Consider the following 15,437-nt stretch of genomic DNA (forward strand, 5'->3'; position numbering starts at 1 on the left):
GGGCGCCTGCCTCGGTTTTTTCATCAGAGCCTCAAATACTTCCCCTTACACCCAGAAGGAGTGATGGATTTTTCCCGCAGGCTGGGGCATGGATCGGGGAAGAGTCAAATTACCCAAAGTGCACAAAATCCGGGCAATTTGCAAAATGTGAACGGTATTTACGGATTTTAGGTTGAAGTCATGAGTTTTGCTAATTGGCAGCAATTGTTGCTTCGCCTTGTGGATGATCATGTAAGTGAATGATTTTGTTGCATACTGTGTCAAAATCATTGCTATGGTCTATAATGATAAAAATGGAATTTGATGAGCCGCTTTCAATTAATTTCTTTATCTTTTCTTTACCGCTAAAATCCATATGAGAAATTGCTTCATCAAACATAATGATGTTTGCCCCTTTTAAAAGGGCTCTGGCAATAGCAATTCTTTGAATTTGGCCTCCTGATAAATTTTTTCCGTTTTCCCCAACTAATGTATTTTCTTTATCAGGCAATTTTTCTATAATATCATCTAAACCAGTCGTTCTCAGCACTTCCATATAAGTATTCGAATCAACGTTTTCTACACCATATTTAATATTGTTTTCAATTGTATCGTTAAATAAATATATTTTTTGCGATACGATGCCAATGTTTTTCCGAAGCGATTTTTTATCTATGTCATCAATCGGTATTCCATTTATAAGAACTTGTCCTTTTCCTTTTTGCACATTATATAATCCCATTAATATTCTAAGTATTGTTGTTTTGCCGGTTCCATTTTTCCCCTTTATTAAAAGCTTATCAGCAGGGGCTAGCGAAAAACTTACATTATTCAAGATATATGGCTGGTCTTCTTTATACCTAAAAGATACACCTTTAAACTCAATGCTCTTAATATCATTTATTTTGACTTTATTCTGTTCCTCGTCTTCTCCTATTTGTTCAATAAATATATGGAGCCTTTTTAAACTTACTAATGCCGGCTGGATCGTTAGAACAGTAGCCGATATATTTTGAATTGGCGAATACAGTCTGGGAAGATAGTTCATAAATACCATATATCCGCCTATTGTCATACTATTTATTATGACATCTTTTCCACCCATAACGATTAATAAAACAGAAGACAGTGAACCAACCAAAACAATTAATTCCATACCAATTGAATAAAAGATTGATTGTTTAATATTGGCATCCACTAGATCTTTAGCTGCTGAATTGATTTTTTCTGTTTCCTTATCCTCTACCGAGAGATTTTTGACTTCTTCGATACCCTGTACTGACTGCTGTATTTTGTTGTTTAAAACGGCACTTTTTTCAGCTGTTTCAGTAGATATATGAAATATTGAAGACAAGAATTTGTTTGAAATGATGTAATATGCCGGCATTAGCAGACATAAAATTAATGTTAATTTGAAATTGATTGCTGCCAGAATAATAAGGGTAGCAAACAGTTCAAAAAAACTCAGCAAAATTTTAAATGTGTTGGCAGAAAACAATCCCCCTATATTATTTACCTCATTTAATCTTGATGTAATATATCCGCTGGGGTAAAAATTGAAAAACTCCATAGGCAGTTTCAGCAGTCTTGTTGATATATTTTGCCGAAGATTCAACACTATATTCTGGCTTACTTTTGTAAAAACTACATTGGAAAAATAGTTGAGCATACTCTTAATTACATATATTAATGCAAGTATTGCACTGAATAAAAGAACATAGTGATAATCTTTTTTTGCTATTCCAAAATCAAAAATATTCTTAATGATTAATCCTGGAAGTACAGTGATTGCAGAAAGAACAACTAATAAAAGAAAAGCTATAGACAAGCTCTTTTTAAATTCTTTTAAATAGCTAAACAATAATTTTACGCTGTTGTTCATATATATCGCCCCGGTTTAGTTAGTAGAGGTAACCGTTGATTTTTCTATTTTATTGCAATAGACCATTCCATCAATCCTTTTGGATTTAAAATAATCTAGCGCACGGCAATCAAAGCAAAATAAATTTCTCTCACAATTTGAACAATGTTGAATTTTCGTTCCATACGTTTATTTGAAAAATTCTTTGAATAAAAATAATGGTCAGAGTAAATACAATATTTGCATCTGAAATTGCAAGCATCGGTAACAATTAAGCATAGATGCGATATTCCCTCTGTCAGTAATTTTTCTTTAATAAATTGTTCAGTGATTTTTGGCAATTGAAAATCTGATTGAAAGAGGTTATATTTTACAATTTTATGAAGCAATTCATTTAGATTATTTTTTTTGAAGTCTTCTTCATGAATGGTGTCACCTATCTTAATTGCCGACAAAAAGTTTTTTTCTGATTTATTTACTGGAATAACTATTCTCGTACTGTTGTCATAGCAATAATTATCTTTTTCGGTATCAAATAATAATGGTTCAGTTAAAAATTTAATCATTTCACTTCTTCCTTTCTATTTTAACGTTAACCTTGTTGCAACCATCTTAGGGGAAGAAAGTGAAGAGGCCTCTCTACCAAAAATTATAAATGATGAACTCCATTAATTTACAGAAAAATTTTACATATTTTTGAATTTTTCCAACTATATGGGAGGCTATTAAAAAGGTCAATCTGACAAGGCATGAAAACAAGAAAATGATGGAATGATCCGGCGGAATGAGAAAATGGGTGGGAATCGCACAGGATCGGTATTTAGCCGTTGTTAGGGGTGTGAACTAAAATGAGAGATTATTTAGAAAGCATTTATGCACCTTTGTATTTGACCGAAAGACGATGGGGCTCACTTTTTTTGTCCCTGCTGTGATGTTTAGCTTATCTCTGTTGCTTATTCTGTTTGTTCCAAGAGAGGAAGATGATATTCACAGTAATATCATTATTATTCAAGGTGTTTTTATACCGTTTACTTGCTGGTGCCTTATGTATCGGCTGAGTGAAATGTATGAAGAAGGGGCGCATGAAACGTTAGTTCCATATTACTAAAAACGGTTTGGGATGGATTTCTTCCAGTACTTGATTGTCAATATTATCGGGGTTTTTCATTTATGTACCGCTTTTGTGATGAAATACGGGATGACTTCGTTATCTGGTCTTAACGTGATTCATTTTATGATTTTAGTATTATTCTATATGCTTTTTGGCACATCACTTATCGTGCTGATTATAAACATTGAGATTTCTCTAACGATTATCATGATTTACACGGTTTTAGAAGTGCTTACGTTAGGAGAATTTATCCATGGCCGCACATCTTTCTATTCGATCCGCCTGTTTGGGATCCATTTTTATTGAGAAAATGGTTATTTTTGTCGATAACCGTTATCGTGCTAATGTTTATAACAGTTGTTTTCATTCAGCGGGCGGATAGGAAGCCGCAATAGGCTATTTTAATACAATTTATTCAAGCTTATGGTTAGGAAAAGCTTTGAGGCGATTTAATAAAAAATGGATAACGAAGTGCTAAACGAGCACTTCGTTATCCATATGCATCCGAAAATAGCTTGCCCTTAACGGCGAGACGAAATATTAAAGGACATTAAAATATCGAGCTTCAGGGTGTGAGACGACGAAGGCAGAGACGGATGCTTCCGGTTCCATCATAAAGCCTTCCGTCAGCTGGATGCCGATTTTTTCAGGCTTTAACAGCTTAAACAGCTTCGCTTGATCTTCTAAGTCTGGACAAGCCGGATAGCCAAATGAATAGCGCTGACCTTGGTATTTTGCTGCAAACCGTTCCTGCATTGTGAAGTCAAGCGGATCCGGGAAGCCCCATCGGTCGCGGATCAGCTGGTGCGTCCGCTCTGCAAGACCTTCTGCCAGCTCCAGCGCCAATGCTTGAATCGCATGGCTCCGGAAAAATTCACCGCTTTCTTTAAACTGCATGGCGATGCTGCGAATGTCTTTTCCAGCAGTTACGGCAAACAGGGCGATATAATCATGCGGTGTTTCATCTGACCGTTCGCTTACATAGTCGGCAATGCATAAAAACGGCGGCTTTTCCTGCCGAGGGAATGTAAACGTCTCAATGATTTTATCTTTTGCAGCCGGATCTAAAATGTGAATGGAGTTTCCTTCGCGATAGGCCGGGAAAAATTGATAAATAGCAGATGGACGGAACCAGCCATATTCTTTCCCTAAACGCAGCAATTCATCTATTTCATTTTTTAGTTCTACCGCTTTTTCCTGTTTTTCCAGAAGCATCTGTTTGACATTGCCTTTTAATCCGAGATGGTGTCCTAAAAGCATTTGCATGTTCACATACGGGACGACTTGGGCAATATCAATGTTTTGAATAATGTGTGGATTGCAGTCAGCTGGATGATATACGGTCGGTTTGGACACAGATGATTTTTTTTCAATGATCATAACAGGTTTGCTGCTTTTCTGTCTATTCTGTTTTTCCTCAACTGCGACCGTTCTTTTCTCAAGGAAAGCATCCGGGTTTTCTCTCAGCTTATTGGCAAGCGACAGCCCGTCCATTGCATCTTTCGCATATAACACAGGACCGTCATATTCCGGTGAAATTTTTTGATCGGTAAATTTGCGTGATAATGCAGCACCGCCGACTAAAATCGGAATCGAAATGTTGGCTGTTTTTAAGTCTTGTGCTGTTAACACCATTTGCTGGGCTGATTTGACGAGCAGTCCGGAAAGACCGATAATATCAGGCTTTTCATTATTGACCGCTTCAATCAGCTGCTGCGGCGCAACTTTAATGCCTAAATCAACGACGCGGTAGCCGTTGTTGGAAAGAATAATGTCAACTAAATTTTTGCCGATGTCATGGACGTCGCCCTTGACTGTAGCTAAAATGACTTTTCCTTTGCCGCTGTCATCTTTTTTTTCCATATACGGTTCTAAAAAGGCGACAGATGCTTTCATCACTTCCGCACTTTGAAGCACTTCAGCAACAATCAGCTGGTTGTCGTTAAACAGTTCGCCGACAATTTCCATTCCTTTCATTAACGGCCCGTTGATGATATCGAGAGGATCATCATATTTTTCTAGTGCCAGCTGCAAGTCTTCGATTAATCCTTGCTTTGTTCCTTCCACAACGTATTGTGCGAGCCGTTCCTCCAAGGTTAATTCCGTTTTCGGCTTTTTTTCCTCTTTCTTTTTGTCGCGGTAAAAGTTCGTAAATTGTGCGAGCGTCTGATCATTTGTTTCAAATAATAAGTTTTCTGCCAGCTTCCGCTCTTCTTCAGGGATCGAAGCGTACCGCTCTAATTTTTCCGTATTGACGATCGCATAATCGAGCCCTGCCTGTGTGCAATGGTATAAAAAAACGGCGTTTAATATTTCTCTGCCGACCGGCGGAAGCCCGAAGGAAACATTGCTGATCCCGAGAATAGTTAAACAGCCGGGAAGATGTTCTTTAATTAAACGGATCCCTTCGATCGTTTCTTGGGCAGATCCGATATATTGCTCATCACCTGTGCCGACAGGGAAGACGAGCGGGTCAAAAATAATGTCGCTTGGGCTTATACCGTGTTGATTGACTAAAATGTCATAAGACCGCTTGGCAATCTCCAGCTTTCGCTCCGCAGTCAGAGCCATTCCGTCTTCATCGATTGTTCCGACGACAACAGCTGCACCGAATTGTTTCACAAGCGGGAGAACTTCTTCAAACCGTTCTAAGCCGTCCTCTAAATTGATCGAGTTGATGATCGCTTTCCCTTGTGAGTATTCGAGCGCTTTTCTGATGACATTGGCGTCGGTTGAGTCAATGACAAGCGGCGCTTTTACTTTTTTTACAACCTCGCGGATGAAGTTTTCCATATCTTCAAGCTCGTTTCGGTCCGGATCGGCGAGACAGACATCGATGACGTGGGCGCCGTTTTTCACTTGAGCTCGGGCGATTTCCGCTGCTTCTTCAAATTTTCCTTCCGCAATGAGACGCTTGAATTTACGCGAACCGATGACGTTTGTGCGTTCACCGACAAACAGCGGGCGCATTGATTCATCATAGCGAAGGGGCTCAATGCCTGATACCGTATGTTGATTTTGCTTTTTGACGATTTTTCGCGGTTTTAAGCCTTCCATTGCCTCCCTTATTGCGCGAATATGTTCGGGAGTTGTTCCGCAGCAGCCGCCGACCATATTAAGCCAGCCTCTTTCTGCAAACCCTCTGATTTTTTTGGCTAAAGATTCCGGTGATTCATGGTAGCGTCCTTCTTCATCAGGCAGTCCGGCATTCGGATAACAGCTGACAGCGGTATTGGCGATTTCAGACAATGTACGGATGTGATCGGTCATGAATTCAGGACCTGTCGCACAGTTTAAGCCGACGGCAATTGGATTCATATGTTCAGCTGAAATGTAAAACGCTTCAATATCTTGACCGGCAAGAGTTGTTCCCATCGGTTCTATCGTTCCGGACAGAATGATCGGCACTTCTTTCTTGAGCTTTTGAAAAGCTTGTTGAATTCCTAAGTAACCTGCTTTCACATTGAGCATATCTTGGCTTGTCTCAAGCAGAAGTACATCAACGCCCCCCTCTAACAGTCCTTCCGCTTGAACTTGATAAGCTTCTACCAATTGTTGGAATGTGACGCCGCCTGTAACGGAGAGCGTTTTAGTCGTTGGCCCCATTGATCCTGCCACAAAACGAGGCCAATCCGGTGTTGAATATTTTTCTGCAGCGCGCTTTGCAATCTCCGCTGCTTTTTTATTTATTTCAAAAGCAAGGTGCCCCAAGTTATATTCCTCGAGGACGATGCTTGTACCGCCAAACGTATTTGTCTCGATAATATCAGCACCTGCTTCAAGGTACGCTTCATGAATACGGACAATCGTTTCAGGGGAAGTGATGTTTAAATATTCGTTGCATCCTTCATATTCTTCACCGCCAAAATCTTTCGCAGATAATTCTGCAGCTTGAATCATTGTTCCCATGGCTCCGTCTAGTATTAGAATTTTTTTCTCCAGCTGTTCCTTTATGTTATACATGGGAAATCTTCCTTTCTCGTTTTGCCTTTTCTTTTTCATGAATGTATTCCGTCAGCTCGACTGTCATTTCATAATGCAAAAACGGAGTGATTAAGTAAATGCCGTTAAACAGGTCAAATGCTGCGTCAATAAGCGATTTTGCAATGGCAAGTCCTTCTCGTTTTCCCTTTTCTTTATCATTGCCTGCTTTTTGCATCTGTTCGCGAATCGAATCGGACAATTTAATGCCTGGCACTTCGTTATGAATAAATTCAGCGTTGCGGCTGCTTATTAACGGCATAATCCCGAGATATATCGGAACATTCAGATGTTTTGTTGCTTCATATACTTCTTCGATCAGCTTCTCCGAATAGAGCGGCTGCGTAATAAAATAATCGGCTCCGCAGCTGATTTTTTTCTCAAGTCTCTGAACTGCGCGATCAAGATGTCTTACGTTCGGGTTGAAGGCGGCGGCTACAGTAAAGTTTGTTTTTTGACCAAGTGATTTTCCAGAGTATGACAAACCTTCATTAAATTGCTTAATTAAACTGATTAAATCAAACGATGATAAATCATAGACAGAGGTTGCACCCGGAAAATCACCGATTTTGGACGGGTCGCCGGTGACCGCTAAAATATCGTGCAGGCCAAGCGTATGCAGCCCCATTAAATGGGATTGAATGCCGATTAAATTTCTGTCACGACATGTTAAATGAACGAGCGGGCGAAGCTGGAAACGGCTTTTCACAATTTTTGCGCAAGCAACATTGCTGATTCTTGGTGTAGCAAGGGAATTATCCGCAAGCGTAATTGCATCAATCCCCGCTTTTTTCAACGCTTTTGCTCCTGTTAAAAATTTTTCCAAGCCGAGCGTTTTCGGCGGGTCCAATTCTACAATCACTGAGCGTCTGTTTTTTGCAATATCTGGGAGAGGAGTTTCTTGACTTTCTTTCATAGGTAAAACATGAATTGGAACATTTCGTTCTTTTACTTCTTTCTCTGTGACAGGAGGGAGGTTTGATACAGCTTCAGCCATTGCCCGAATATGTTTCGGCGCGGTTCCGCAGCATCCGCCGAGAAGCCGGACACCTTGTTTTCGGAATTGAAGAGCCGCTTCATAAAAATAGTGTTCATCTGATTCATAAACTAATCTTCCGTTTTCATACCTTGGCAGGCTGCCGTTTGGAAAAGCGGATAAAAAGGCATGTTCAAACAGCGGCACTTCTTCCAGAGATTGCAGCATATGATAAGGGCCTAAACGGCAATTGAGGCCGACAATATCTGCACCAAGTTCTTCAAGCATTTTCAAACCGTCTGCCAATCTTGTTCCATTTTGAAAGACGCCTTGTTCGTGCAAAGAAACATTTGTGATAATGGGCAAATCCGTTTCTTTTCTAGCTATTTGCAAAACGGTTTTCAGTTCTTCCAAGTCGTAATAGGTTTCTAAAATAATGCCATCTACGTTTTCGGATAAAAGGACATGAAGCTGCTCACGAAAATTTTCGGCAATGTCAGATAGCGTGAAGGCGCTTTTTTGAAACGAACGGATGCCGCCGATTGTTCCGATGACATACCCTTTGTTTTCCGCTTTTTGTAACGCCCTCTTTGCAAGTTCAACCCCTTTTTGGTTGATGATCTTTATATCATCTTCCAGCCCATATCTGGCAAGCTTTATGCGATTGGCGCCGTATGTATTTGTTTGAATAACAGTTGCGCCTGCGTCTAAATAGGCTGAATGAATCCGTTCTATTTCTTCCGGTTTTGAAACGTTTAGCTCATCAAAGCATCTGTCTATTCCGAATGAGTATAGTAGAGTCCCCATTGCTCCGTCGGCAATTAATATATGATTCTGTAAATCTTGTAAAAGCCCCATAAAAAGTCCTCCAATCAAATGAAATAGGCGCCTGCAAGGAGGCGAACACCTATATAAAAAAGAAAAGCCTTCTAAGAAGAAGACTTTTTCTTGAACATTTTCCCCTTCTTCTTATCTTCCGAGCGCAAATTTACGCATCGCTGGATTTAGCACCTTGGTACCCAAAGTTTTTGGGTAATCCGGTTGCTGAAGGTTCATCGGGCCAGTCCCTCCGCTTCTCTTGATAAGAACGCTTTACCGTATGAAATTTTAAAACAACGGATTAATCCTAATTTAACGAATTTTATCAAAATAATCAATATAAAGTTTCAATTTTTAACAGGACGAAGCTAGCGAAAATTAATAAACTGTACGTCGATCGGCAAATCGGCGCTTTTCACAGCTGCAATCACTTTTTGTAAATCGTCCTTGCTTTTGCCGCTTACCCGGATTTGATCGTCTTGAATTTGGCTTTTTACTTTCAGCCCGGTATTTTTGATCAGCGCATTGATCTTTTTCCCGTGTTCTTTGTCAATTCCGTTAACAAGTTTAGCTCTTTGTCTGACAGTGCCTCCTGAAGCCTTTTCGATTTTTCCGTACTGAATGTTTTTGGTAGCGACACCGCGTTTAATCATTTTGCTTACTAATACATCTTTTAGTTGATTCAGTTTATATTCATCGTCAGAGATTAGCACAAGCTCATCTTTTTCTAGGGATATATCGCTTTTAGATCCTTTGAAATCATATCTGTTTACAATTTCTTTTTTCGCCATTTGAATGGAATTGTTCACTTCGGCAATATCCACTTTTGAGACGATGTCAAATGAATTCTCCTTAGCCAACTTTTTACCTCCAATAACGTTATTTACATTCATTATAGTGAATGTCGTTCAGTTGAACAACTCTTTTAGGGGTTCCTCGCAAATTAAATGAAAAAACCGTTACTTAAAGCAACGGTAAGGAAAATAATAGCTGGCAGAAGTTTAAGTGCGCTTAAATAAAATTATGCTAAAGATGTTGCTTTGGAACATTTAGGGGAAAGAAAGTTTTGTAAGTTTTTTACTGCTTCGAGCGAATCTTCTCCTTCAGCGCTGATGACTACATGACCTTCTAAAAAGGCGGAAAAACCGAGCATGCTTAAAACGCTTTTCGCATTTAATTGGAGCTTTTTTGTTTGGAATAAAATGTAGCTGTTAAATTTGATCGCTTCATGGACAAGGGAAATGACATATTCCGGCTCCATCTCTTTTGTAAGATACACGGAAATTTCATGTTTCTTCATTGTGTCACCTCTTGTATACTTGTTTTACAATATCTTACATTAATAAAGGATAGATTCCCATATGTTTGTCATTTCCTCTTACATATAAAAAATGACCTCCGCTTTCGAATATGGAAACGTTCTGGATTTCTCTGTTTTTTAATGAAATGAATGGTCTAATCAAATTGAAAGTTATTGCCCCACCCATGTTTTATTAGACAAAAATGAAAACAAAAGCTAGAGAAAAGATGCATACTGTAAGATAAGAAAGCGTCTTTTTCTTTCAGAACGTCCGGATAGAAGAGGTGGAAGACTCGCCTTTAGAGATATTTCAAAAAAAGAAAAAGCCCGACAGGCGGGCATTATAAATGATCCGTTTTCTTTGAGTATTGCCGTTTTCCAAGCTCTCGATTTTTTTCCTTCAATAGATTTTTTTCGTGTCGTTTTGCATTGTTGTCTACAGCTTTTTTATCATTATCGCTTGTTTTGGACATTCAGGAAGCTCCTTTCAATACTGTTATATACTTATGATTTCCATGAAGCTTCTTGAATATGTTTATTTAGAAAAAATACAGCAAGGGTGCCGGGGCCAGAGTGTGCACCAATGACAGCACCGATCGTATGGATGATAATTTCTTTTGGATGAAACGTTTCTTCAATTAATTGTTTTAATTCGAGAGCTGCTTCTTCATCATCACCATGGCTGATGGCGATTGTCTGTTCACTCAATCCGTCTCCACGCTCTTCCATCAGCTCAAGAATTCTCCGGTAAAGCTTCTTTTTCCCGCGGATTTTTTCCAGCGGGATCAGCTTTCCTTCTTCGACATGCAAAAGCGGCTTGATATTTAGCAGTCCGCCAACAAACGCAGATGTTTTGCTGATTCTCCCGCCGCGAGCCAAATATTCCAGGCGATCAACTGTAAAAATGTGCTCCATATGACTGCAATACTCTTTTACTGCATTTGCCATTTGTTCTAAATCAAGTCCTTGTTTTGCTAATTGAATGGTGTAGCGGACAGCAAGTCCATACCCAAGTGAAGCACATTTCGAATCGATAATTTGCAGTTTCCAATTCGGATATTTTTCAAGCAATTGCTGCTGAACCATAACGGCAGTTTGATATGTACCGGACAATTCGGAAGAAAAGGCAATATACAGCGCCGGCTGATTGTCTTTCACCAGCTTTTCAAATTGATTGGTGATTGTTTCCGGTGATGCTTGTGATGTTTTAGCAACGTTTCCAGCTCTCATATAGTCGTAAACTTCTTTTGGTTTGATTGTCAATTGATCCTCATAGTCCTTCTCGCCAAGGTGGACACGAAGAGGGATGAAAGAAACGCCTTGATCGTTTAAAAAAGAGACAGGCAGATCACAAGCACTATCAGCGATAATGTGAATATTCATTAATCACACCTACTTTTTTTCATTTACATATAGTCTATCTTGATCACAAATAGAAAACAATACAATTTGCAAACTGAAAATTTAAAAAAGAAGGACAAAAAAAGAAAAAATGGACGAAACAAGAGGAGCTCGTTTCGTCCATTTCATATTTATTCCTTGTTCAAAATGTGCCGTACAATCGGCATTCTGGATGGTGTTATGCCTGCTCGATTTTTTCTCGATGCAGATGCTGTACAAAGATTGGTCTGTTCAAATTCGATCTGTTCATTATAAAAACAGCCCTTAAAAGGATTCGAAAATGAACGGAAGGGCATTATCCTTCGAAGCTTGCTTCGTTATTGACTCTTGCTTCTGATTCGGCAAACGTCATACGGTATGGAAACTTTTCATCATGTTTTTTGACAGCACCTTGCTCAATGAATCGTTTCGATTTATTCCGTTTGCCCAAGTTTGAATCCCCCTTTTGATCATTGACGAAATGAGTTCGTCAATTATAGGGTATCCCTTTTTAAACATCTAAATCCTTGTCAATTGTTGTGAGGTGTAAAAAGATAATCGAACTTTTGGACTTTTGCAAAGATTAAAGGGACAGCAATTCCTTTAAAAATTTTGCAACTCCGTCTTCTTCATTTGTCAGCGTAATTTCATCAGCAATCTCTTTGAGCGGCTCAATTCCGTTTCCCATTGCAACGCCTAATCCCGCATATTCGATCATTTCCAAATCATTGTCTTCGTCGCCAAAAGCGATAATTTGCTCTCGAGGAATATTGTAAAATTCGGCGATTTTTTGCAATCCGACTGCTTTATTAATGCCTGCTCGGATAATTTCAATAACATGCCACGGGTGAGCCCAGCTTCTGTGGTCTACAACTTCCGCATGAACTTCATTTAAATAATGGCGAATCCGCTTGACATTTTCTTCGTCTGAATGGATTAACATGCTTGTGACATCGCGATTTAAAACAGCTTTTAAGTTGCCGATTTCAATTTTCGGATTTCCTATACTGAAAATATCCAACCATTGTTCATTATGGTAATGAAAATAAACATGATCAAGCACTTCTGCTAAAATGTTATGGACTTGATGCTGTTCGGCGATTTCTACAATCTCTTTTACAACAGATACATCAAGGGTTGTATGATGAAATCCCCAGGATTCATCCAGCGGATGATGGACAAAGGCTCCGTTAAAATTGACAATCGGGGTTTTTAAATTTAATTCTTCGTAATACATTTTGCTCGAGCGGAACGGCCTTCCTGTTGAAATGCATATGATATGCCCTTCTTCTTGTGCTTTTTGCAAAACATTTTTTGTAAAAGGAGAAATCGTTTTGTCATCTTTCAGCAATGTGCCGTCTAAATCCAATGCGATTAAATGTTTTTTGGCCATAATCTCTCCTCATTTTTTGTTTTTATTTAGTGTATCTTTTTTCCATCTTTTTTGTCCACATGTTAAACTAATTTTAGCAAAAAAATAATGAAAGGAGCATCCTAATTGAAGGTCATTGTTGAGCATACGATGGCGGACAATATCCCTGTACTGCATGTATGCAAAGAAGATTTTATAAAAGATGAGCTGCCGCTTGTTGTGTTTATCCATGGATTTACGAGCGCAAAAGAGCATAATTTGCACATTGCCTATCTTTTGGCGGAAAAAGGTTTACGAGTAGTATTGCCTGATGCGAAATTTCACGGAGAGAGGGATGAGAATCTTTCAGAGGCTGACTTAAATTTAAATTTTTGGAATATTGTTATCAGTTCTGTTAAAGAGCTCGAAAAAATAAAAAATTATTTTTTTGAAAAAGAATTGATTGACGGGAAAAATATAGGGGTAGCGGGAACTTCCATGGGCGGTGTTGCTACACTTGGAGCGCTCACTCAATATCCGTGGATCAAAGCTGCTGTCAGTTTAATGGGCAGCCCAAATTATCAGGAATTTTTCAAATATCTTGTGGACTCCTATCAAAAAGCAGGCTATACCTTTCCGTTGTCTGAAGAAGAAATTCAGCAGCAATTCGATGCGTTGTATGAGTATGATTTATCCGTACATAAAGAAGCGTTATGCAACCGCCCCCTTTTGTTTTGGCACGGGATGAAGGATCAAGTTGTACCATTCGCTCCTACTTATCAATTTTATGAAGAGATAAAGCCGTTGTATGCTGACAATCCGGAACATTTGGCATTTATTGCGGAAAAGGATGCAGGGCATAAGGTGTCTCGAAAAGGGGTGCTAGAAACGGTTGAATGGTTTGTACGGCATTTGAGGTAGAAAATTTTTAATGTGACATTAACTTCGATATAATGTAATTAACGAATATAAGAGGAGTGGATCGAAATGGATGAAGCGCTGAAGGAAAATATAATGGGTGCTCTTGAACAAGTTATTGACCCAGAACTCGGCATTGACATTGTCAATTTAGGATTAATATATGATTTGGAACTGAACGATGAAGGAGTCCTCAAAGTAACTATGACATTGACGGCAATGGGATGCCCCCTTGCTGGAACAATTGTTCAACAAGTAAAAGCTGCGCTTGACGGAATTCCGGAAATCAAAGATGTCGATGTCAACATCGTTTGGAATCCACCTTGGACGAAGGACCGCATGTCCAGATACGCAAAAATTGCCTTGGGTATTCAATAAAAACTTGTGCAGACTGGCGGAAAAGGCCAGTCTTTTTTTTATGCAAATGTTTTATCAATTTGGCTGCAAGTGTCATTATGTTTTTATTTTCGTCTTTATCGCTTCTTTTGTTTATCTCTCACCATAATGGAGCTTTTATCCCGAAACATAATTTGCATTTTTTCTTCAGCATGGCATATCCGGATAATTTGCAAGGGATTCCCTGCTCTCTACTACATTAAGAATCCTTGTTTTTGAACAGAAAAATTATAAATATACAATTGATTTTATTTTTATACAGTATTATAATGGTAACTAATTTAACGGAATGAATTGAAGGTGATTGAGGTTGAATATAGGAATTATCGGGGCAACAGGATATGGCGGTGTGGAACTTTATCGAATTTTAGCCAATCATCGGTATGTCGAAAACATTCATTTATATACATCTTCAGCAGAAAAAAAGAGCTATATTGACGAATATCCGCATTTATCCCATATAAAAGAAAATGAACTAAAACCGCTAGAGCCGGATCAAATAAAAGAAGAAAATGATGTTGTTTTTCTTGCGACGCCGTCGGGGATATCGGCTTCACTGACGCCGGAATTGCTTGACGATCAATTGAAAATCATCGACTTATCAGGCGATTTAAGGTTAAAAAACAGTGATGATTATGAAAAATGGTATAAAAAAGCACCAGCGCCTGAAATGCTTTTGCAGGAAGCGGTATACGGCTTGACAGAGCTGTATCGTGAGGATATTAAGAACGCTAAAATTTTGGCGAATCCTGGGTGCTATCCAACTGCAACCTTGCTTGGCCTAGCACCGCTTGTGCGGGGAAAAATCGTCAAAGAGAACTCGATCATTGTTGATGCAAAATCGGGTGTTTCAGGTGCAGGTCGAAACGCGTCGCTTGCTACAAGCTTTGTTGAAATACAAGATAATTTCAAAATTTATAAAGTACATCAGCATCAGCACATACCGGAAATTGAACAGGAGCTTCATAAGTGGGACGAGAAAGTCGGCTTCATTTCGTTCAGCACCCACTTAGTGCCGATGACAAGAGGGATTATGGCGACAATGTATATTGAATTATTAGAAGAATGGAATACTTCAAAATTAGTAGATTTATATGAATCGTTTTATAAACATTCACCATTTGTGAGAGTGCGTACAAACGGAACGTTCCCAAGCACAAAGGAAGTGTACGGCTCGAATTATTGTGATATCGGTCTTGCATTTGATCAAAGAACAAGTCGGTTGACAGTCGTATCTGTCATTGACAATTTGATGAAAGGCGCTGCAGGGCAGGCAGTGCAAAATTTCAACATTATGTCAGGATTCCAAGAAAATGAAGGACTAAACTTTTTGCCAGTATATCCATAACATCAAGGAGGACTTCT

At 39.1% G+C, this 15,437-nt stretch carries 14 protein-coding genes and 1 riboswitch; of the genes, 4 read left to right on the forward strand and 10 right to left on the reverse strand.

Features of this window, described 5'->3' with window-relative positions; genetic code table 11:
- Positions 1–190: 190 nt before the first annotated feature.
- Positions 191–1,861, reverse strand: coding sequence for an ABC transporter ATP-binding protein (locus NSQ71_RS05370; protein ID WP_327855894.1), 1,671 nt, complete (start codon positions 1,859–1,861; stop codon positions 191–193).
- A 95-nt stretch (positions 1,862–1,956) separates the two neighbouring features.
- Positions 1,957–2,406, reverse strand: coding sequence for a hypothetical protein (locus tag NSQ71_RS05375; protein WP_339211150.1), 450 nt, complete (start codon positions 2,404–2,406; stop codon positions 1,957–1,959).
- A gap of 668 nt (positions 2,407–3,074) precedes the next feature.
- On the opposite strand from NSQ71_RS05375, the gene NSQ71_RS05380 reads away from it, so the two are divergent.
- Positions 3,075–3,257, forward strand: coding sequence for a hypothetical protein (locus tag NSQ71_RS05380; protein ID WP_339211152.1), 183 nt, complete (start codon positions 3,075–3,077; stop codon positions 3,255–3,257).
- Positions 3,258–3,491: 234 nt separating this feature from the next.
- Here NSQ71_RS05380 and metH read toward each other — a convergent pair whose 3' ends face one another.
- From metH to NSQ71_RS05420, 8 genes are all read right to left on the reverse strand, one after another.
- Positions 3,492–6,914, reverse strand: a complete 3,423-nt coding sequence (metH, locus tag NSQ71_RS05385; RefSeq protein ID WP_340733225.1) for a methionine synthase — start codon at positions 6,912–6,914, stop codon at positions 3,492–3,494.
- Positions 6,907–8,766 carry a bifunctional homocysteine S-methyltransferase/methylenetetrahydrofolate reductase gene (locus NSQ71_RS05390; protein ID WP_339199126.1) on the reverse strand — a complete coding sequence of 620 codons (1,860 nt, stop codon included), beginning with the start codon at positions 8,764–8,766 and terminating at the stop codon, positions 6,907–6,909. Before NSQ71_RS05390 ends, metH begins: the two co-directional genes overlap by 8 nt.
- 108 nt (positions 8,767–8,874) lie before the next feature.
- Positions 8,875–8,996, reverse strand: a riboswitch (SAM riboswitch).
- A gap of 99 nt (positions 8,997–9,095) precedes the next feature.
- Positions 9,096–9,587, reverse strand: a complete 492-nt coding sequence (locus NSQ71_RS05395; RefSeq protein WP_339194707.1) for a YajQ family cyclic di-GMP-binding protein — start codon at positions 9,585–9,587, stop codon at positions 9,096–9,098.
- A gap of 161 nt (positions 9,588–9,748) precedes the next feature.
- Positions 9,749–10,027: an HPr family phosphocarrier protein gene (locus NSQ71_RS05400; RefSeq protein WP_339194709.1), complete on the reverse strand. Its 279-nt coding sequence runs from the start codon at positions 10,025–10,027 to the stop codon at positions 9,749–9,751.
- 341 nt (positions 10,028–10,368) lie between these two features.
- Positions 10,369–10,500 carry a DUF3941 domain-containing protein gene (locus NSQ71_RS05405; RefSeq protein WP_082829462.1) on the reverse strand — a complete coding sequence of 44 codons (132 nt, stop codon included), beginning with the start codon at positions 10,498–10,500 and terminating at the stop codon, positions 10,369–10,371.
- Positions 10,501–10,531: 31 nt separating this feature from the next.
- Positions 10,532–11,410: a DegV family protein gene (locus NSQ71_RS05410; protein WP_339194711.1), complete on the reverse strand. Its 879-nt coding sequence runs from the start codon at positions 11,408–11,410 to the stop codon at positions 10,532–10,534.
- Between the two features lie 313 nt (positions 11,411–11,723).
- Positions 11,724–11,858 carry a competence protein gene (locus NSQ71_RS05415; protein ID WP_340733229.1) on the reverse strand — a complete coding sequence of 45 codons (135 nt, stop codon included), beginning with the start codon at positions 11,856–11,858 and terminating at the stop codon, positions 11,724–11,726.
- A 132-nt stretch (positions 11,859–11,990) separates the two neighbouring features.
- On the reverse strand, positions 11,991–12,800 hold the full coding sequence (locus NSQ71_RS05420) for a Cof-type HAD-IIB family hydrolase (RefSeq protein WP_066248385.1): 810 nt from the start codon (positions 12,798–12,800) through the stop codon (positions 11,991–11,993).
- Between the two features lie 129 nt (positions 12,801–12,929).
- On the opposite strand from NSQ71_RS05420, the gene NSQ71_RS05425 reads away from it, so the two are divergent.
- The 3 genes from NSQ71_RS05425 (at position 12,930) to argC (ending at position 15,420) form a co-directional block, all read left to right on the forward strand.
- Complete coding sequence (locus NSQ71_RS05425; protein ID WP_066248429.1) at positions 12,930–13,679, forward strand: alpha/beta fold hydrolase; 750 nt, start codon at positions 12,930–12,932, stop codon at positions 13,677–13,679.
- A gap of 66 nt (positions 13,680–13,745) precedes the next feature.
- The gene (locus NSQ71_RS05430; protein ID WP_063387022.1) at positions 13,746–14,054 is read left to right on the forward strand and encodes a metal-sulfur cluster assembly factor; all 309 of its coding nucleotides are present in this window, start codon (positions 13,746–13,748) and stop codon (positions 14,052–14,054) included.
- Between the two features lie 328 nt (positions 14,055–14,382).
- Positions 14,383–15,420, forward strand: coding sequence for an N-acetyl-gamma-glutamyl-phosphate reductase (argC, locus tag NSQ71_RS05435; protein ID WP_339194713.1), 1,038 nt, complete (start codon positions 14,383–14,385; stop codon positions 15,418–15,420).
- Positions 15,421–15,437: the final 17 nt, after the last annotated feature.

Origin of the sequence: Aeribacillus sp. FSL M8-0235, from assembly GCF_038000355.1 — a bacterium.
GTDB classification, from domain to species: domain Bacteria; phylum Bacillota; class Bacilli; order Bacillales; family Aeribacillaceae; genus Aeribacillus; species Aeribacillus composti.